The sequence below is a fragment of the Burkholderia sp. AU39826 genome, assembly GCF_020419965.1.
GTDB classification, from domain to species: Bacteria; Pseudomonadota; Gammaproteobacteria; order Burkholderiales; family Burkholderiaceae; genus Burkholderia; species Burkholderia semiarida.
In genome coordinates this window covers 617781-634767 of sequence record NZ_JAIZQG010000001.1, presented here as the reverse complement: position 1 = coordinate 634767, position 16987 = coordinate 617781, and the positions used below count along the sequence as shown (strand labels likewise).

The 16987-nt window shown below is 67.8% G+C and carries 17 protein-coding genes; 10 read left to right on the top strand and 7 right to left on the bottom strand.

Annotated features, from left to right (window positions below; translation table 11 throughout):
- Positions 1-217: 217 nt before the first annotated feature.
- Positions 218-565, bottom strand: a complete 348-nt coding sequence (locus LGM42_RS02850) for a DUF3564 family protein (RefSeq protein WP_059574605.1) — start codon at positions 563-565, stop codon at positions 218-220.
- A gap of 647 nt (positions 566-1212) precedes the next feature.
- Between LGM42_RS02850 and LGM42_RS02845 the strand changes: the two genes are divergently transcribed.
- A complete protein-coding gene (locus LGM42_RS02845; protein WP_059574603.1) occupies positions 1213-2424 on the top strand; it encodes an SDR family oxidoreductase in 1212 nt (403 codons plus the stop codon).
- A 55-nt stretch (positions 2425-2479) separates the two neighbouring features.
- Here the strand turns inward: LGM42_RS02845 and hpaR are convergent, their stop codons facing one another.
- On the bottom strand, positions 2480-2920 hold the full coding sequence (hpaR, locus tag LGM42_RS02840) for a homoprotocatechuate degradation operon regulator HpaR (RefSeq protein ID WP_059574601.1): 441 nt from the start codon (positions 2918-2920) through the stop codon (positions 2480-2482).
- Between the two features lie 152 nt (positions 2921-3072).
- Between hpaR and LGM42_RS02835 the strand changes: the two genes are divergently transcribed.
- From LGM42_RS02835 to hpaI, 7 genes are all read left to right on the top strand, one after another.
- Positions 3073-3762: a fumarylacetoacetate hydrolase family protein gene (locus LGM42_RS02835; RefSeq protein ID WP_226231511.1), complete on the top strand. Its 690-nt coding sequence runs from the start codon at positions 3073-3075 to the stop codon at positions 3760-3762.
- The gene (locus tag LGM42_RS02830) at positions 3759-4523 is read left to right on the top strand and encodes a fumarylacetoacetate hydrolase family protein (protein WP_226231510.1); all 765 of its coding nucleotides are present in this window, start codon (positions 3759-3761) and stop codon (positions 4521-4523) included. Before LGM42_RS02835 ends, LGM42_RS02830 begins: the two co-directional genes overlap by 4 nt.
- Before the next feature lie 26 nt (positions 4524-4549).
- Positions 4550-6013, top strand: a complete 1464-nt coding sequence (hpaE, locus tag LGM42_RS02825) for a 5-carboxymethyl-2-hydroxymuconate semialdehyde dehydrogenase (RefSeq protein ID WP_226231509.1) — start codon at positions 4550-4552, stop codon at positions 6011-6013.
- A 116-nt stretch (positions 6014-6129) separates the two neighbouring features.
- Positions 6130-6978, top strand: coding sequence for a 3,4-dihydroxyphenylacetate 2,3-dioxygenase (gene hpaD, locus LGM42_RS02820; RefSeq protein ID WP_226231508.1), 849 nt, complete (start codon positions 6130-6132; stop codon positions 6976-6978).
- A gap of 44 nt (positions 6979-7022) precedes the next feature.
- Complete coding sequence (locus tag LGM42_RS02815; protein WP_059574592.1) at positions 7023-7415, top strand: 5-carboxymethyl-2-hydroxymuconate Delta-isomerase; 393 nt, start codon at positions 7023-7025, stop codon at positions 7413-7415.
- Between the two features lie 20 nt (positions 7416-7435).
- Positions 7436-8239 carry a 2-oxo-hept-4-ene-1,7-dioate hydratase gene (gene hpaH / locus LGM42_RS02810; RefSeq protein WP_059639374.1) on the top strand — a complete coding sequence of 268 codons (804 nt, stop codon included), beginning with the start codon at positions 7436-7438 and terminating at the stop codon, positions 8237-8239.
- Between the two features lie 12 nt (positions 8240-8251).
- Positions 8252-9058 carry a 4-hydroxy-2-oxoheptanedioate aldolase gene (gene hpaI, locus LGM42_RS02805; protein WP_226231507.1) on the top strand — a complete coding sequence of 269 codons (807 nt, stop codon included), beginning with the start codon at positions 8252-8254 and terminating at the stop codon, positions 9056-9058.
- A 75-nt stretch (positions 9059-9133) separates the two neighbouring features.
- Here the strand turns inward: hpaI and LGM42_RS02800 are convergent, their stop codons facing one another.
- Positions 9134-9925: an AraC family transcriptional regulator gene (locus LGM42_RS02800; RefSeq protein ID WP_226231506.1), complete on the bottom strand. Its 792-nt coding sequence runs from the start codon at positions 9923-9925 to the stop codon at positions 9134-9136.
- A gap of 95 nt (positions 9926-10020) precedes the next feature.
- Here LGM42_RS02800 and LGM42_RS02795 point away from each other — a divergent pair, with 95 nt between their 5' ends.
- Positions 10021-10272, top strand: coding sequence for a hypothetical protein (locus LGM42_RS02795; protein WP_059574583.1), 252 nt, complete (start codon positions 10021-10023; stop codon positions 10270-10272).
- Positions 10273-10302: 30 nt separating this feature from the next.
- Positions 10303-11265 (top strand): quinone oxidoreductase family protein, encoded by a 963-nt coding sequence (locus tag LGM42_RS02790; RefSeq protein ID WP_226231505.1) that lies wholly within the window; start codon positions 10303-10305, stop codon positions 11263-11265.
- Between the two features lie 120 nt (positions 11266-11385).
- Here the strand turns inward: LGM42_RS02790 and LGM42_RS02785 are convergent, their stop codons facing one another.
- From LGM42_RS02785 to LGM42_RS02770, 4 genes are all read right to left on the bottom strand, one after another.
- Positions 11386-12477, bottom strand: a complete 1092-nt coding sequence (locus LGM42_RS02785; RefSeq protein ID WP_226231504.1) for a porin — start codon at positions 12475-12477, stop codon at positions 11386-11388.
- 157 nt (positions 12478-12634) lie between these two features.
- The gene (locus tag LGM42_RS02780) at positions 12635-13702 is read right to left on the bottom strand and encodes an ABC transporter ATP-binding protein (RefSeq protein ID WP_059639380.1); all 1068 of its coding nucleotides are present in this window, start codon (positions 13700-13702) and stop codon (positions 12635-12637) included.
- Positions 13695-15467, bottom strand: coding sequence for an ABC transporter permease (locus LGM42_RS02775; protein WP_226231503.1), 1773 nt, complete (start codon positions 15465-15467; stop codon positions 13695-13697). Before LGM42_RS02775 ends, LGM42_RS02780 begins: the two co-directional genes overlap by 8 nt.
- Positions 15468-15567: 100 nt before the next feature.
- Positions 15568-16668, bottom strand: coding sequence for an ABC transporter substrate-binding protein (locus LGM42_RS02770; protein WP_059639382.1), 1101 nt, complete (start codon positions 16666-16668; stop codon positions 15568-15570).
- Positions 16669-16987 lie beyond the last annotated feature (319 nt).

Below are 16987 nucleotides of genomic sequence, written 5' to 3'. Positions count from 1 at the left end.
GACGATTCGCCGTGCGCCGAGGCAGGGCACGGGGTGACCGGCATCGATCGATCGCGATTGCCCCGCACGCGATCAATTGCCCGTGCTCCGGTTATTTCTTTAATCTCGAAAATGAAAAGCGCCTCGAGCCGAGGCGCCATTCATGCTGAATATCGAAATGAATATCGTGGATGTCGGAATAAACCCGAAAACCGCAGACGATTCAGGTCAATAATACCTATCGGGCCACGGAAATAAATTCGCGGTATTCCGGCTGGGTCGTGCAGGTATCGACCGCCTGCAGCCGCCACGCGCCTGCGGGATGCTCGCCGGCGAGCACCGCGGGGCCCTGTTCGCGCCGCATCGCGTCGAACGACAGCCCCTTCAATTGACAGACGGCATTGCCGCTGTCGGCCGCGCAGAGCGCCATCGCGCCCTGCACGTCGCGGACCTTGCCCCAGGTCGGAAGGTCGATGCCCTGATGTGCCTCGCGCGACCACAGTCCCTCGTCGGTATCGACCCACAAGACCGCGAAGGAATGCCGGGTTGCCGATTCGCTGCCATTAATCCGAATGGTGAGGCGCATTGGATCCGCTCCTGAAAAGTTGAAACGTTCGACCGATTTGACTTGAACAGTCTAGATAGACTGGTGTGAAACGCAAGTGATAAACCGCAATAAATCCGTATTGCGTCCATTTCGGTTTCAGATGAAAGGACGTCTGACGATGCATGGTCATTCCCGATGCGTCAGCACACACGGGCGATAGCGGCGATCGCGGCGCCCGGCCGGACACGCGCGGCGGTCAAGAGATGGGATGACGGGGCGGCCGCCCGCGTCGATCTGTCGCGCGCCGGCCGCGTTCGAATCGGGGCCCCGGCGCCGTCGGGCACCGCCCGAACACAGCCGCACCGAACGTTTCAGCGTTCCGACGCGGCGGCCGGCACGACACACTGCGACAATCGCGTACAAATCGGCACACTTTCACGAAACTTTCGGGACAGACTTGCACGCGTTCGAGCCCCACACTGGGCACTTCCCGATCCTGTGCGCGGACGCCCGTCCGCGCCGGCTGCCGCCGCCTCGTGCCAGCGCGCGATCGACGCGATCGCAGGGCGTCCGCCCGATCGGGAGCCGCCGGGGCGCGCGTCAGCCCCGGCCCGGCCGGTGAGCCGTGCGCCGGCCCGCAACCGCGGGCGCCGCGCCGCCCGGCCGATTCTTCGAAGGAGACTATCGTGCTGATCTGGAAAACCGCGTTGTCGCTCAACTGGCGCACGAGCCTCGTGTCGCCGGCCAGCGCGCCGGTCGCGGCGGCGAACGTCGGCCGGCTCGTGCTGACCGGCGCCACGGGCTTCATCGGCAGTACCGTGCTGACCGCGCTCGTCAATGCAGGGCTGCTCGAACGCGTGGTGTGCGTCGTGCGCGCGCAGGACCGTGGCCATGCGGTCGCGCGGCTGCGTGAAGCCGCGCTGCGCGCGGGGCTCGCGCCGTACTGGGCATCGCGCCTGACCGAAGCGAACGTGATCGTCGGCGCGCTCGGCGACGTGTGGCACGGCGCCGACGCGCCGCGCCTGGCCGGCGCGACGCACGTGATTCACTGCGCGGGCCACGCATCGCCGGCCGACGGCGCGCACCTGCAGGCCGACATCGCCGATGCGGTGCGCTTCGCCGAACGCTTTGCGCGCGCGCCGCGCCTGCAGCGCTTCGTGTACGTCGGCACGGCCTACGCGCACGCGGGCCGCGGCGGGATCGTGCAGGAGGAAGCGGAACGCGCCGCGGGCAACGATGCCGCGCCGGGCGCTGAAGGCCTGCCGGGCGCAGTGCTCGCCGCCGACTACCTGCACGCGAAGGCGCAAACGGAGCAGCGCCTGCGCGCGCTCGGGCTGCCGCTCGTCGTCGTGCGGCCGTCGCACGTGGTCGGCCACACGGTGCTCGGCACGCGGCCCGCGCCGAATTCGTTCTGGATGTTCCGGCTCGCGCATGCGGCGCGCCGCTTCACCGCGCGGCCGATGACGCGCATCGACATCGTGTCGGTGGACGACGTGGCGCGCGCGACGATGCTGCTGGCCGTCAAGCCTACGCTCGCGCACGACGTCTATCACGTGTCGGCCGGCGACGAGGCGCCGCAGGTCGCGCAGATCGTGCGCGCGATGGACGAGGCGGCGGGAATGACCGGGGCGCCGCGCTACGCGGCATGCGCACCGGCCGAACTGCCGCTCGTCGTGCGCGACGTGCTCGGGCGCCGCGATCCGGCCCTGGAGCGCGTGATCGGCCGGGCGCTGCAGCGCTGCGGGGAATTCGCGACGGTCGATCGCGTATTCGACAATCGCCGCGTGCGCGATGAAATCGATTTCGAACCGTTGCCGTTCATCGATTACGTCGAGGAGTGCATGCGCACGTCGCGCGGCGTGGCCGTGACCGAACTGATGCGCGGCGCGTTCCACTGATCGTCCGCGCCGCACCGGCGCCCGTTGCCGCAGGCCGCGGAAGCGGGCGCCGCCGTCACGCGTCGCTGCCGAGCTCGATGAGCCGGTCGAGCGCGCGGTAGATGTCCTCGAGGCCGTCCTCGCCGAACCGCGACTCGAGTTGCCGGTATTGCTCGTCGATGCGCGGACCGATTTCCGTCACCAGTTTCCTGCTTTGCGGCGTCAGGCTGACCAGCAGCCGGCGCTGATCCTCCTGCGCGCGCGTGCGCGTGATCAGGCCGTCGCGCTCCATCCGTTCCAGCACGCCGGTCAGGCTCGGGCTCAGGATGCAGCAGCGTTTCGCGATCTGCCCGGCTTCGAGCGCCTGCGCCGGTTCGCCGTCGAGCACGCGGATGATCCGCCATTGCTGTTCGGTCAGCGAGAATTCCTTGAGAATGGGGCGAAACAGACCCATCAGCGTTTCGCGGGCCTCGAGCAGCAGCATGGCCAGGTTGCGATGGTCGAGCGTACGGTTCATCGGGGTGGGCAGAGGTCGGGGACGCATCAATCTTAACAGCCGAAGCTGATGAATTTCGCGTATCAGGGTAATCGAGGTTGCCAGCGCACGATTGTTTACTTAAGATATTAACTATTGACGATGCGCCGCGACGCGCGGCAGGGGAACGACGCATGGAGCTGTCTTGCACGAACGCCGCGGCGCCGCCGTTGCCGGTCGCCATCGGTACCGTCTACGGCGCGTTGCTCAACGAGCGCGCGGCGCTCGACGCGCTCGGCGACGCCGTGAACGCGCCGCCTTACGGCCGCCCGCCGCAGGCGCCGATCCTGTACATCAAATCCGCCAACACGCATGCGGCCGACGGCGCCGCCGTCGTCGTGCCGGCCGGCGTCGACGCGCTGGAGATCGGTGCGTCGGTGGCCGTCGTGTTCGCGCGGCGCGCGACGCGCGTGCCGGCCGCGCAGGCACTCGACTACGTGCACGGCTTCACGCTCGCGAGCGACGTATCGGTGCCGCATCCCGATTACTACCGCCCGGCCGTGCGCTTCAAGTGCCGCGACGGCTTCTGCCCGCTCGGCCCGGCGGTCGTGCCGGCCGCCGCGCTCGCCGATGTCGACGCGATCGGCCTGACGGTGCGGATCGACGGCGCGGTGGCCGCGTCCGCGTCGACCGCGACGCTGATTCGCCCGGTGCGCGCGCTGATCGCCGACGTGACGGCCTTCATGTCGTTCGACGCGGGCGACGTGCTGCTGCTCGGCGTCGCGGGCGGCGCACCGCGTGCCCGCGCGGGCAGCACGATCGAGATCGCCGCGGCCGGCATCGGCACGTTGCGGCATACGCTGATGGCGGAGGAAGCACGATGAAGACGGCGCGCGTGATCTACAACGGCGCACTCCACGCGGCCGAACCGGCCGGCGACGGCGCGATCCGCCTCGATACGGGGCGCGTGGTGGCCGAGGACGCGGTGGCATGGCTGCCGCCCGTCGCGCCCCGCACGACGTTCGCGCTCGGGCTGAACTATGCGGACCACGCGAAGGAACTCGCGTTCAACGCACCGAGCGAACCGCTGATTTTCCTGAAGGGGCCGAACACGTTCATCGGCCACCGGTCGCTGACCGTGCGCCCGGCGGACGCCGCGCACATGCACTACGAGTGCGAACTGGCCGTCGTGATCGGCCGGCCCGCGCGCCACGTGAGCCGCGCGCAGGCGATCGACTACGTGGCCGGCTATACGGTCGCGAACGACTACGCGATCCGCGACTATCTCGAGAACTACTACCGGCCGAACCTGCGCGTGAAGAACCGCGACACCTGCACGCCGCTCGGGCCGTGGTTCGTCAGCCGCGACGAGATCGGCGACGCGGGCGACCTCACGCTGCGCACGACGGTGAACGGCCGCGAGGCGCAGCGCGGCAGCACGCGCGACATGGTGTTCGACGTGCCGGCGCTGATCGAGCACATCAGCAGCTTCATGACGCTCTCGCCGGGCGACCTGATCCTGACCGGCACGCCCGAGGGGCTGGCCGACACGAAGCCGGGCGACGAGGTCGTGACCGAAATCGAAGGGATCGGCCGGCTCGTGAACACGATCGTCGGCGAAGCGGACTACTATCGCGCCGGCTGAAGCCGTCGCCCAAGGAAGGAGAGCACATGACCATCAAGCACTGGATCGGCGGCCGCGAAGTGGAGAGCCGCGACACCTTCACGACGCTGAACCCGGCGACGGGTGAAGTCATCACCGACGTCGCGTCGGGAGGCGAGGCCGAGGTCGACGCGGCCGTGCGCGCGGCGAAGGAAGCGTTCCCGAAATGGGCGAACACGCCGGCGAAGGAGCGCGCGAAGCTGATGCGCAGGCTCGGCGAGCTGATCGAGAAGAACGTGCCGATGCTCGCCGCGCTGGAGACGCAGGACACCGGCCTGCCGATCGCGCAGACGAGCAAGCAGCTGATTCCGCGCGCGTCCGAGAACTTCAACTTCTTCGCCGAAGTGTGCGTGCAGATGAACGGCCGCACTTATCCGGTCGACGACCAGATGCTGAACTACACGCTGTACCAGCCGGTCGGCGTATGCGCGCTGGTGTCGCCGTGGAACGTGCCGTTCATGACGGCCACGTGGAAGACGGCGCCGTGCCTCGCGCTCGGCAACACGGCCGTGCTGAAGATGTCGGAGCTGTCGCCGCTGACGGCCGACCAGCTCGGCCGGCTCGCGCTCGAAGCCGGCCTCCCGCCGGGCGTGCTGAACGTCGTGCAGGGCTATGGCGCGACGGCCGGCGACGCGCTCGTGCGCCATCCGGACGTGCGCGCGGTGTCGTTTACCGGCGGCACCGTCACCGGCAAGCGGATCATGGAGCGCGCGGGCCTCAAGAAATATTCGATGGAGCTTGGCGGCAAGTCGCCGGTGCTGATCTTCGACGACGCCGATTTCGACCGCGCGCTCGACGCGTCGCTGTTCACGATCTTCTCGATCAACGGCGAACGCTGCACCGCCGGCTCGCGGATCTTCGTGCAGCGCACGATCTACGACCGCTTCGTGCAGGAATTCGCACGCCGCGCGAACAACCTGGTGGTCGGCGACCCGACCGATCCGGGCACGAATCTCGGCGCGATGATCACGCGCCAGCACTGGGAAAAGGTGACGGGCTACATCCGCATCGGCGAGCAGGAAGGCGCGCGCGTGGTCGCGGGCGGCGCCGACAAGCCGGCCGGGCTGCCCGACCATCTGCGCAACGGCAACTTCGTGCGGCCGACCGTATTCGCCGACGTCGACAACCGGATGCGCATCGCGCAGGAAGAGATCTTCGGGCCGGTCGCGTGCATCATCCCGTTCGAGGACGAAGACGAAGGGCTGCGGCTCGCGAACGACACGTCGTACGGCCTCGCGTCGTACATCTGGACGCAGGACGTCGGCAAGGTGCATCGGCTCGCGCGCGGCATCGAGGCCGGGATGGTGTTCGTGAACAGCCAGAACGTGCGCGACCTGCGCCAGCCGTTCGGCGGCGTGAAGGAATCGGGCACCGGGCGCGAGGGCGGCGAGTACAGTTTCGAGGTGTTCGCGGAGATCAAGAACGTGTGCATTTCGATGGGTTCGCATCACATTCCGCGCTGGGGAGTGTGACGGAAGCGGGTGGTGTCGCCGCAAGAACAAACGATTCCTTGGCCGGCACGCCGGCCAAGCATGGGGCCGGAGTAACCGCTAAAGCGCTAACTCCGGCCGACTGGGAGACTTGAACGATGGGCAAACTGTCCCTCGCCGCGAAGATCACGCACGTGCCGTCGATGTACCTGTCGGAACTGCCCGGCAAGCATCACGGCTGCCGTGATGCGGCGATCCGCGGCCACCGGCTGATCGGTGAGCGCTGCCGTGCGCTCGGCGTCGATACGATCGTCGTGTCGGACGTGCACTGGCTCGTCAACGCGGGCTATCACGTGAACTGCAATGCGCGGTTCGCCGGCACCTATACGAGCAACGAGTTGCCGCATTTCATCCGCGACATGCAGTACGCGTACCCGGGCAACCCGGCGCTCGGCCGGCTGATCGCCGAAACGGCCACCGAGCGCGGCATCGCGACGCGCGCGCACGAGATCGACAGCCTCGAGCTCGAGTACGGCACGCTCGTGCCGATGCGCTACATGAACGGCGACCAGCACTTCAAGGTCGTGTCGATCGCCGGCTGGTGCATGTGGCATCAACTCGACGAGAGCCGGCGCTTCGGCGAGGCGCTGCTCGAAGCGATCGAGAAGAGCGATTCGAACGTCGCGTTCCTCGCGAGCGGTTCGCTGTCGCACCGCTTCAACGACAACGGCAGCCCCGAGGAATCGATCCACCAGATCAGCCGCGAATTCTTCCGGCAGGTCGACCTGCGCGTGGTCGAACTGTGGAAGCAGGGCGATTTCAGGACGTTTTGCGCGATGCTGCCCGAGTACAACGTGCATTGCCACGGCGAAGGCGGCATGCACGACACCGCGATGCTGCTCGGGCTGCTCGGCTGGGATCGCTACAACAAGCCCGTCGAGATCGTCACCGACTATTTCGCGAGCTCGGGCACCGGGCAGATCAACGCGATCTTCCCGCTGCCCTGAGCATTGCCGCGCACCACGACTTCGAATCCGACCGGAGACTTGCCATGCCACACATCGTCGTCGAATACACCGCGAACATCCGCGACGACGCACGCATTCCCGCGCTGCTGCGCACGATCAACGCGACGCTGATCGCGCAGGGCGGCGTGTTCCCGACCGGCGGCATTCGTTCGCGCGCGATCGAGCTGCACGACTACTGCATCGCCGACGGCGCGGAGGACGACGCGTTCGTCCACGTGACGCTGAAGATCGGCGCGGGCCGCAGCGACGAAACGAAGCAAGCCGCATGCGACGCGCTGTTCGACGCGATCAAGGCGCATTTCGCCGAGCTGTACGCGAAGCGTTATCTTGCTCTGTCGATGGAATTGATCGAGTTCAGCGAAAGCGGCTCGTACAAGCACAACAACATTCACGCCCGCTACAAGCGGGCCGGCTGAACCCCATTTTCGATCCGACCATGCTCGAACCCGCCATCATCGACCAGCTCGCGCACCGTCTGCACGACGCCGAGCGCGCGCGCACGCAGATCCGCCAGATCTCGCTCGACCATCCCGACATCACGATCGACGACGCGTATGCGATCCAGCGCGCGTGGGTGACGCTCAAGCTCGCGGAAGGCCGCACGCTGAAGGGGCACAAGATCGGCCTCACGTCGAAGGCGATGCAGAACACGTCGCAGATCGACGAGCCCGACTACGGCGCGCTGCTCGACGACATGTTCTTCGAGGACGGCGGCACGATACCGACCGGCCGCTTCATCGTGCCGCGTGTGGAAGTCGAACTCGCGTTCGTGCTCGGCAAGCGGCTCACCGGCCCGAACTGCACGATCTTCGACGTGTACGACGCGGTCGATTACGTCGTGCCGGCGCTCGAGATCATCGACGCGCGCAGCCAGTCGATCGACCCCGATACGAAGCGGCCGCGCAAGGTGTTCGACACGATCGCCGACAACGCGGCGAACGCGGGCGTCGTGATCGGCGGCCGGCCGGTGCGCCCGCGGGACGTCGATTTGCGCTGGGTCGCGGCGATCATGTCGCGCAACGGCGTGGTCGAGGAAACCGGTGTCGCGGCCGGCGTGCTGAACCATCCGGCGAACGGCGTCGCGTGGCTCGCGAACCGGCTGTCGCGTTTCGACGTCGCGCTGGAGCCCGGGCAGATCGTGCTCGGCGGGTCGTTTACGCGGCCCTGCGCGGCGCGTTCGGGCGATACGTTCAGCGTCGACTACGGCCCGCTGGGGACGATCCAGTGCTACTTCGAGTGAGGTGAGCGAACGATGCGGATTCCGTCGAATGTCTTCAAGGCCGCGCTCGCGCGCGGCGACGCGCAGATCGGCCTGTGGCTCGGCCTCGCGAATCCCTACAGCGCGGAAGTGGTCGCGGGCACCGGTTTCGACTGGCTGCTGATCGACGGCGAGCATGCGCCGAACACGGTGCCGACGATCCTCGCGCAACTGCAGGCGATCGCGCCATATCCGTCGCATCCGGTCGTGCGCGTGCCGTGGAACGATCCGGTGATCGTCAAGCAGGTGCTCGATCTCGGCGCGCAAACGCTGCTCGTGCCGATGGTGCAGAGCGCGGACGAGGCGCGTGCGGCGGTGGCCGCGACCCGTTATCCGCCGCACGGAATCCGCGGCGTCGGCAGCGCGCTCGCGCGCGCATCGCGGTGGAATCGCGTCGGCGAGTACCTGCATCGCGCGAACGACGAGATGGCCGTGCTCGTGCAGGTCGAGACGCGGGCCGGGCTCGACGCGATCGATGCGATCTCGCGGGTCGACGGTGTCGATGGCGTGTTCATTGGCCCGGCGGATCTGGCCGCCGATCTCGGGCATCTCGGCAATCCAGGCCACCCCGATGTGCAGGCCGCGATCGACGGCGCGATCCGCGCGATCAAGGCGGCCGGCAAGGCGCCGGGCATCCTGAGCGCGGATGAAGCGGCCGCGCGGCGCTATCTGGAAGCGGGCGCGTTGTTCGTCGCGGTCGGTGTCGATACGACGCTGCTGGCGAGGAGCGCGGAGCGGCTTGCGGCGCAGTTCAAGAAGGGCGGCGACGCCGCCGCGAAAAAGGGCGACGGTACGTATTGACGCGGCGGCGGGCGGTTGTTGTCTGCCGCCCGCCGGATCTTCGTCGTGCGGCTTCATGCGCGCGCATGGCCGCCGCTATCCGTGCGCCTGGCTTCCCCCCGCCAAATACCGCCCCGGCGTCGTCCCCAGCGCGCGCCGGAACATGTCGATGAACGCGCTCACGTTGTCGTATCCAAGATCGAGCGCGATCGTCGTCACCGGCACGCCGTCGGCGATGCGCTCCAGCGCCCGCAGCAGCCTCACCTGCTGACGCCATTGCGCGAACGTCAGCCCGGTTTCGGCGACGAAGCGGCGGCTCATCGTCCGTGCGCCGATGCCGGCCCATTCGGCCCATTCCTCCAGCCGCCGGTCGTTCGCGAGATCCGCGGCCAGCGCATCGGTGATCTTCACGAGCCGCGGGTCCCGCGGTCGCACCAGCCCCAGCGCTTCGGCTTCCGATGCCGCGATTTCATCGAGGATCACGTCGGCGATCCGGGCCTGTGCGGCATCCAATTCGGAATCGCCCCAGCTCGCCGCGCGCTGCACGGCCTCGCGCAGCAGCGGCGTCGTGCGGATCGCACGCGGCGTGGCCGGCAGCGCCGCGCAGCGCGCTTCGGCGACGAACGCCGACCAGCCGGAAATCGGCCCGAACGAGCGCAGCGAATGCCGGCAGTGCGGCGGAATCCAGATCGCGTGGATCGCGGGCACGACCCACTCCTGATCGTCGAGGCCGATCGTCACGAGCCCGCTCAGCGCGCCGACGAGCTGGCCGCGCGCATGCGAATGCGGCGCGGTGATACGGGGGGCGCGTTGCGACAGGGCGGCGGCGACCACGAACGGGCCGTCGTCGGACGTGACGAAGCGGGCGGGCAGAAGCGGATCGGACATGGCCGGATATCGGTATCGAATGGCCGTTATACCGGAGAACGGCCGGATTTGCACGCCTACACTGCGTCCATCGATGACAACCGGAGTACGACGCGATGCGAGCCGAACAAATGCTTCCCGACCATGCCAACCAGATCGATGCCGGCGGAACGACGATCCGCAAGGGCACGGTTGGCGCTTTTCTGGTCAATGCCCGTGTGTTGACCGATCCGAATGCCGCGCCGGCGGACAGGGCGCGCGCGGAGGCCGATGCGATCGATGCGCTGCCCGCGCTGCGCGCGCTCGGCCTGTTCGACGTGCTGGAAGTGCGCGATCCCGCGCTGCGCGCGTGGCTCGACGCCCGGTAAAGATCCACCGTCCAGATTGAAGGAACCACCATGAAAGCAGCAGTTGTTGAAGGCGCTGGACAGCGCCCGGTTTATACCGAATTCGAACCGCCGCGCGCGATGCCGGGCCACAGCCTGATCGACGTGACGGCGTCCGCGCTGAGCCGCATCGCACAGGGGCGCGCGGCCGGCACGCATTACTCGTCGGATCGACGCTATCCGTTCGTCGTCGGTGTCGACGGCGTGGGGCGTCTCGACGACGGTCGGCGCGTCTACTTCTTCGGCGCGCCCGTGCCGTTCGGCGCGATGGCCGAACGCACGATCGTGCCCGATACGCAGTGCGTGCCGCTGCCGGACACGCTTGACGATGTCACCGCCGCGGCGATCGCGATTCCGGGGATGTCGTCGTGGGCGGCGCTGACCGAACGCGCGCGGTTCGTCGCGGGCGAGACGGTGCTCGTCAACGGTGCAACGGGTACGTCCGGGCGGCTCGCGGTGCGAATCGCGAAGCATCTCGGTGCGGCGAAGGTGATCGCGACGGGCCGCAACGCGGCCGCGTTGCAGGTGTTGCTGAAGGCCGGCGCGGATGCTGTCGTGTCGCTGCAGCAGGACGACGCCGATCTGGCGCGGGCGCTCGAACCGCATTTCCGTGCGGGCGTGGATGTCGTGCTCGATTATCTGTGGGGCGCCAGCGCGCAGACACTGCTGGGCGCGGCCGCGAAAGTGACACCCGGTGGCCGGCGGCTGCGTTTCGTGCAGATCGGCTCGATCGGCGGCGCGGACTTGCTGGTGCCCGGCGCCGTGCTGCGGGCGACCGCGATCGAACTGATGGGCAGCGGTCTGGGCAGCGTGCCGTTGCCGGGCTTGCTGGCGTCGGTGCGCGGTGTATTCGAAGCGGCCGCGCCGGCGGGCCTGACGATCGACACGCGCACGGTGCCGCTGTCGGCTGTCGGCGAGCACTGGGGCGATACGAGCAGCGCCGTGCGTTTGGTGTTCACGATGCGTGGTGAGTAGGCGGCGCATCGCCCTGCGCCGGGTTGCACGGCAGCCTCCGGCCGTTCACTGTCATGCTGCCGCGCGTGGCAGGAAGGCAGACGGGCGGCTGACCGCCCGCCGACGCCGGCAGCGTCAGACTCAGAACCGCTGCTGAATCCCCGCCGTGACCCCGACCTGCGTGGTGCCGTACCCATTGAAATCGCGCGACACACCGACTTTCTGGTCGTGCTTCGCGATCGCGAACGCACCGGCTGCATACAGCACCGTGCGCTTCGACAGCGCGTACTGCGCACGCACCGACACCAGCGTCGGGTCGGCATCCGTGCCGCCCTTGATGTTCTGGTGGTAGACGGCCGCGATCAACGAGAACGTCGGCGTGAACTGGTACGACCCGCCGAGCCAATACATGTCGCTCAACTGGTTCGCGGCCGTGGTGTGATACGTGCGCCGATAGTTGCGATAGCCGGCCATCGTCTTCAGGTTACCGAAGTCGTAGCTCAGGCCCGCGTGGATGCCCTGGATATAGTTGACGGTATCGGCCGGCGTGACGCTGTCGGCCGCGCCGTTCTGCCGGTCGAACGTGACGACGGCCGCGAACGGCCCCGTCTCGTAACCGACCGCGAAATCGTATTTCGAGCTGGTCTTCACGCTGCCCGGCACGTTGCCGAAACCGTACAGCGCGCCGAACTTGAAGCCGCTGAATTCGCCGTCGTAGCGCACTGCGTTCGACGAGCGCGTGAACATGCCGTCCTTGCGGCCGCCCGTCGCCATCGACGACGAGGCCCACGAATAGTTCTGCGAGTAACCCATCGGGTCGAACGGCATCATGTAGTCGTATGTGACGGTGAAGTTGCGGCCAAGCGTCAGCTCGCCCCATTTGCTTTTCAGGCCCACCGTCGCGCGGCGCGCGAAGATCGAGTCCGGGCCGTCGTCGGACGCGCCGTTCGCGAGATCGATGCCGCTTTCGAGCCTGAACACGGCCTTCAGCCCGCCGCCGAGATCCTCGACGCCGCGCAAGCCCCAGCGCGACGTGTTCTTGTTACCCGATTTCAGCTTGAACGAATTGCCGCCATCCGGTGCCGCATGGTTCGCGTATTCGATGCCGGCGTCCATGATCCCGTATATCGTGACCGACGACTGAGCGTGCGCGGCCGGCACGGCGATACAGGCGGCTGCAGCCGAACCGGTGAGGACTACTGTTCGAATGGAACGTTCTGCGCGTGACTTCATTTTGACGGTGTCTCCTGGGTTGTTTTAGGCGGGTTGAAACAGAAAACGGGTACGCGGCGCGCCATCGGCGGACGCCATCAAGCGTCCGCCGATGCGAGTTGCAAACGGATGCGCGCTTGACTGCATGCGCGGCGGCGCGCGAGCCGCCGCGATCGGATCAGCCCGCTTTCGCGAACGCCCAGCAGTCGTTGGCCGGGAATTCGATCCAGTGCTTGCCGGCCGCGCGCGGCACGTGGCCGAACGCGCGCAGGCGCATCTCGCCGCAATGGAACAGGTATTCCCAGCGGTCGCCGAGATACATCGACGTGACGAGGTCGGCCTGCAGCCGGTTCGCGCCCGGGCCGTCGGCCACCTGCACGCGCTCGAGACGGATCACGGCCTGCGCGTCCTGGCCCGGCGCGAACGTGTCGCGGGCCAGCGCCTGCAACTCCCAGCCGTCGCCGGCAAGCGTCACGCGTTCGCCGTCGACGGCCGCGACGCGCGCGTCGATCCGGTTGTTGCTGCCCATGAATTCGGCGGTATACAGCGAGCGCGGCGCGCCGTACAGCTCGGCCGGCGTGCCTTCCTGTTCGATGCGGCCGTTGCGCAGCAGCAGGATGCGGTCGGACATCGCCATCGCTTCGGTCTGGTCGTGCGTCACGCACAGGGCCGACAGTCCGAGCGACACGATCAGCTCGCGCAGCCACGCACGCGCTTCCTCGCGCAGCTTCGCGTCGAGGTTCGACAGCGGCTCGTCGAGCAGGATCACCGGCGGGTTGTAGACGAGCGCACGGGCGATCGCGACGCGCTGCTGCTGGCCGCCCGACAGTTGATGCGGAAAGCGTTCGGCGAGATGGCCGAGGCCGAGCTGGTCGAGCGCGGCCTGCACGCGGTGTTTCTGTTCGGCAGGCGCCACGCGGCGCAGCTTGAGCCCGTAGCCGACGTTGTCGGCGACGGTGCGGTGCGGCCACAGCGCGTACGACTGGAACACGAGGCCGAGCGAGCGCTGCTCGACCGGCAGGTCGATGCGCCGTGCGCCGTCGAAGAACACGCGCTCGTCGAGCTGGATACGGCCGTCGGACGGCTGTTCGAGGCCGGCCACCGCGCGCAGCAGCGTGGTCTTGCCGCTGCCCGACGCGCCGAGCAGGCACACGACTTCGCCGGCCTTCAGTTCGAACGACACGCCTTTGAGGATCGGGTTGGCGCCGTAGCTGAGGTGCAGATCGTCGACGATGAGCTTATCCATGAAGTTTCACTCCGAAGCGCAGGGCCACGCCGAGACCGGCGCCGACCATCGCGATGTTGATGACAGAGAGCGCGGCGACCTGATCGACGGCGCCGGTCGCCCACAGCGACACGAGCAGCGCGCCGATCACTTCGGTGCCGGGCGACAGCAGGTAGACGGCGGTCGAGTATTCGCGCTCGAAGATCATGAAGATCAGCAGCCACGCGGCGAGCAGGCCGAAGCGCACGAGCGGCAGCGTCACGTCGAGCGACACGCGGCTGCGCGTCGCGCCGACGCTGCGGCCGGCTTCCTCGAGCTCGGGGCCGACCTGCAGCAGCGCGCTCTGGATGAGCCGCATCCCGTACGCGAGCCATACGACCGTGTACGCGATCCAGATGCTCCACATCGAGTTCTTCAGTTCGCGCAGGCCCGGCACGAACAGGAAGATCCACAGGAACGCGAGACCGGCGAGCAGGCCCGGCACCGCGCGCGGCAGCAGCACGAGGTAGTCGAGCAGCCTGGTCGCCCAGTCGGGGCGGCGGTGGCCGGCGAACGCGACGAGCGAGTAGAAGCCGATCGCGAGCGCGCCGCCGATCACGCCGATGCCGAGCGTGTTGACGATCGCGCGCACCAGGTTGTCCTGCTCGAACAGCTCGACGAAGTTCGCCAGCGTCAGCACTTCGCCGAGCGGCACGCCTTCGCCCCAGTTGGTCACGAACGCGCGCAGCACGATGCCCGAGATCGGCACGATCACGGTCAGCGCGAGCCACAGCGCGACGATCACGAGCGCGACCCAGCGCCACACGCCGAGCGGCAGCACGGTCGCGCGGCCGGCCTTGCCCTTCACGGTGACGAAGCGGTTCGCGGTCTTCAGCAGGCGGCGCTGCAGCAGCACGAGCGGGAACGTGATCGCGACGATGCACACGGCGACCGCGGCCATCAGGTGATACGACGGCACGCCGAGCTTGTTGGTCAGCTTGTACAGGTAGGTCGCGAGCACGAGGTGGCCTTCCGGGTCGCCGAGCACGAGCGGCAGCCCGAACACCTCGAAGCCGAGGAAGAACACCAGCACGCCGGCGAACAGTAGCGCGGGCATCGTCATCGGCAGGCTTACGTCGAGCGCGACGCGGAACGGGCGGGCGCCCGCGACGCGCGCGGCTTCCTCGACGTCCGAGCCGAGGTTGCGCAGCGCGGCCGACGAATACAGGTACACGTGCGGCACGTGCGTGAGGCCGACGATCACCGTGATCGCGAAGATCGAATACACGTTCCAGGGCACGCTCTGCACCCCGAACAGCTCCTTGAACCACACCGAATAGAAGCCGACCGGGCCGGCCGCGACCACGTAGCCGAACGCGAGCACCATCGGCGACACGAACACCGGCGTGAGCAGCAGCGGTTCGAGCCAGCGGCGGCCGGGCAGGTCGGTGCGCACCATCAGGAACGCGAGGATGCCGCCGAGCGGGATCGAGATGAACAGCATCCCGCCGGCGATGATGAACGAGTTCTTCACGGCCGACCAGAAATCGGGATCGCTGAAGATGAAGCGGAAGCCTTCGATGCCGAGCGTCTTGTTCGCGTCGAAGAACGGCGCGGACAGCAGGCTCTGGAACAGGATGAAGCCGAGCGGCAGCGCGACCGCGACGGTCAGTACCGCGACGACGATCCAGCGCAGCATGCCGGCGAGCGGCTGCAGGCTGCTGACCGGCAGCGCGGGAATCGCGTCGCGCGGGCCGGTGGCGGGCGGAACGGCCGGTGCCGTGCCGCGTGTGCTGGTGGAAAGCATGAGTTCGCCCCTGCGGCCATCCGGATGGCCGCCTCAAGGAAGTCGGTAAGGGGAAGGAGCCGCCCGCGCGCCGTGCGGCGGGCGGCCCGGCGTCAGCGGCTCAGCGCTTGATCGCCTGCTGCCATTGCTTCAGGAACGCGAGGCGCTTCGACTGGTCGAGATAGACGAGCAGGCCGGTGCCGATCTGGATCGGCTTCAGCGAATCGCCGAGTTCCTTCGTGAGGCTCGCGGCCGACGTTTCGCCGGTCACGTCCGCGCGGATCGCGTACAGGTTCGCCTGGTTCGCGATCAGCGTCTGGCCGCGCTTCGACAACAGGTAGTCGACCCACAGCTTCGCGGCGTTCGGGTTCTTCGCCTTCTTCGACACGGTGGCGAGGCGGCTCACGACCTGCGTGTAGTCCTTCGGAAACACGTAGCCGATCGACTTGTCCTTCTTTGCCTTCGCGTACGCATACGAGCCGATGATGTTGTAGCCGATCAGGTTCTCGCCCGACGAGATGCGCTCCATCATCGCGCCCGTGCTCGACTGCAGCTTCGGGCCGGTCGCGCCGATCGCCTTCACGAGTTCCCACGTGACCTTCTCGTTTACGTGCGCGTCCTGGGTCAGGTAGTTGAAGCCGACGCCCGATTTCTCGATGTCGTAGGTCGTGACCTTGCCCTTGAACTTGTCGGCCTGCGTGGTGAGCAGCTTGATCAGTTCGGCGCGGGTTTTCGGCACCTCGTTCTCGGGGATCAGCCGCTTGTTGTAGACGATCGCGAGCGGCTCGAACGTCGTGCCGTACGCCTGCTTCTGGTACTGCGCCCATTGCGGCACGTTCGGGCTTTCGGGCGAATCGTACGTCGCCATCAGGCCGTCGTTGACGAGCTTGACCTGCAGGTCCATCGCCGAGCTCCACAGCACGTCGGCGCTGGTGCTGCTCGCCGCGTTCTCGCTGATGTAGCGGTTGTACAGCTCGGTGCTGTTCATGTCGTTGTACTCGACCTTCACGCCGTACAGGCTTTCGAAGTCCTTGATCAGCGGACGCACGAGGCCCGTGTCGGTCGTCGAGTAGACGATCAGCTTGCCTTCCTTCTTCGCGGCGTCGATCACGCCCTGGTAGTTCCCCGGGTAGCCGGCCGGAACCTGCGCGGCGGCGCCGCCGGCGGCAGTGCCCAGGACGACCGCCAGCGCGGCGGCGAGGTGCTTCGGTGCAAACGGCATGTCTTCCTCCAGTGATGCGTTGATGTTGTTCGAATGACGCGGATGTTACGGGCGGGGCACTTTCAGCCCGCTTTCATTTCCGTTCGCGATTGCGCCGTTCGCGTCATGGATTTCCCGGGGGGCGACCGCGGCTTTCGCGGCGCAACAGGGGGGCGCGACGCGGGGTGACCGGCTACGCGGGTGCGGCCAGCAGTTGCCCGAGGACTTGGCCACCATGCCGCGCGTACGCGGCCGTCCGCGCCGCATACCCGACGCCGCCGCCGACGACGCGGCCCGTTCGCGGCACCCGCGCAACCCGTGTTTGCGCGAGGCGTGGAGA

Bases quoted from the DNA above. Each gene is read 5' to 3' on its own strand.
- LGM42_RS02850 (WP_059574605.1), bottom strand. From the start codon at position 565: ATGCGCCTCACCATTCGGATTAATGGCAGCGAATCGGCAACCCGGCAT.
- hpaR (WP_059574601.1), bottom strand. From the start codon at position 2,920: ATGAACCGTACGCTCGACCATCGCAACCTGGCCATGCTGCTGCTCGAG.
- LGM42_RS02835 (WP_226231511.1), top strand. From the start codon at position 3,073: ATGGAGCTGTCTTGCACGAACGCCGCGGCGCCGCCGTTGCCGGTCGCC.
- LGM42_RS02830 (WP_226231510.1), top strand. From the start codon at position 3,759: ATGAAGACGGCGCGCGTGATCTACAACGGCGCACTCCACGCGGCCGAA.
- hpaE (WP_226231509.1), top strand. From the start codon at position 4,550: ATGACCATCAAGCACTGGATCGGCGGCCGCGAAGTGGAGAGCCGCGAC.
- hpaD (WP_226231508.1), top strand. From the start codon at position 6,130: ATGGGCAAACTGTCCCTCGCCGCGAAGATCACGCACGTGCCGTCGATG.
- LGM42_RS02815 (WP_059574592.1), top strand. From the start codon at position 7,023: ATGCCACACATCGTCGTCGAATACACCGCGAACATCCGCGACGACGCA.
- hpaH (WP_059639374.1), top strand. From the start codon at position 7,436: ATGCTCGAACCCGCCATCATCGACCAGCTCGCGCACCGTCTGCACGAC.
- hpaI (WP_226231507.1), top strand. From the start codon at position 8,252: ATGCGGATTCCGTCGAATGTCTTCAAGGCCGCGCTCGCGCGCGGCGAC.
- LGM42_RS02800 (WP_226231506.1), bottom strand. From the start codon at position 9,925: ATGTCCGATCCGCTTCTGCCCGCCCGCTTCGTCACGTCCGACGACGGC.
- LGM42_RS02795 (WP_059574583.1), top strand. From the start codon at position 10,021: ATGCGAGCCGAACAAATGCTTCCCGACCATGCCAACCAGATCGATGCC.
- LGM42_RS02790 (WP_226231505.1), top strand. From the start codon at position 10,303: ATGAAAGCAGCAGTTGTTGAAGGCGCTGGACAGCGCCCGGTTTATACC.
- LGM42_RS02785 (WP_226231504.1), bottom strand. From the start codon at position 12,477: ATGAAGTCACGCGCAGAACGTTCCATTCGAACAGTAGTCCTCACCGGT.
- LGM42_RS02780 (WP_059639380.1), bottom strand. From the start codon at position 13,702: ATGGATAAGCTCATCGTCGACGATCTGCACCTCAGCTACGGCGCCAAC.
- LGM42_RS02775 (WP_226231503.1), bottom strand. From the start codon at position 15,467: ATGCTTTCCACCAGCACACGCGGCACGGCACCGGCCGTTCCGCCCGCC.
- LGM42_RS02770 (WP_059639382.1), bottom strand. From the start codon at position 16,668: ATGCCGTTTGCACCGAAGCACCTCGCCGCCGCGCTGGCGGTCGTCCTG.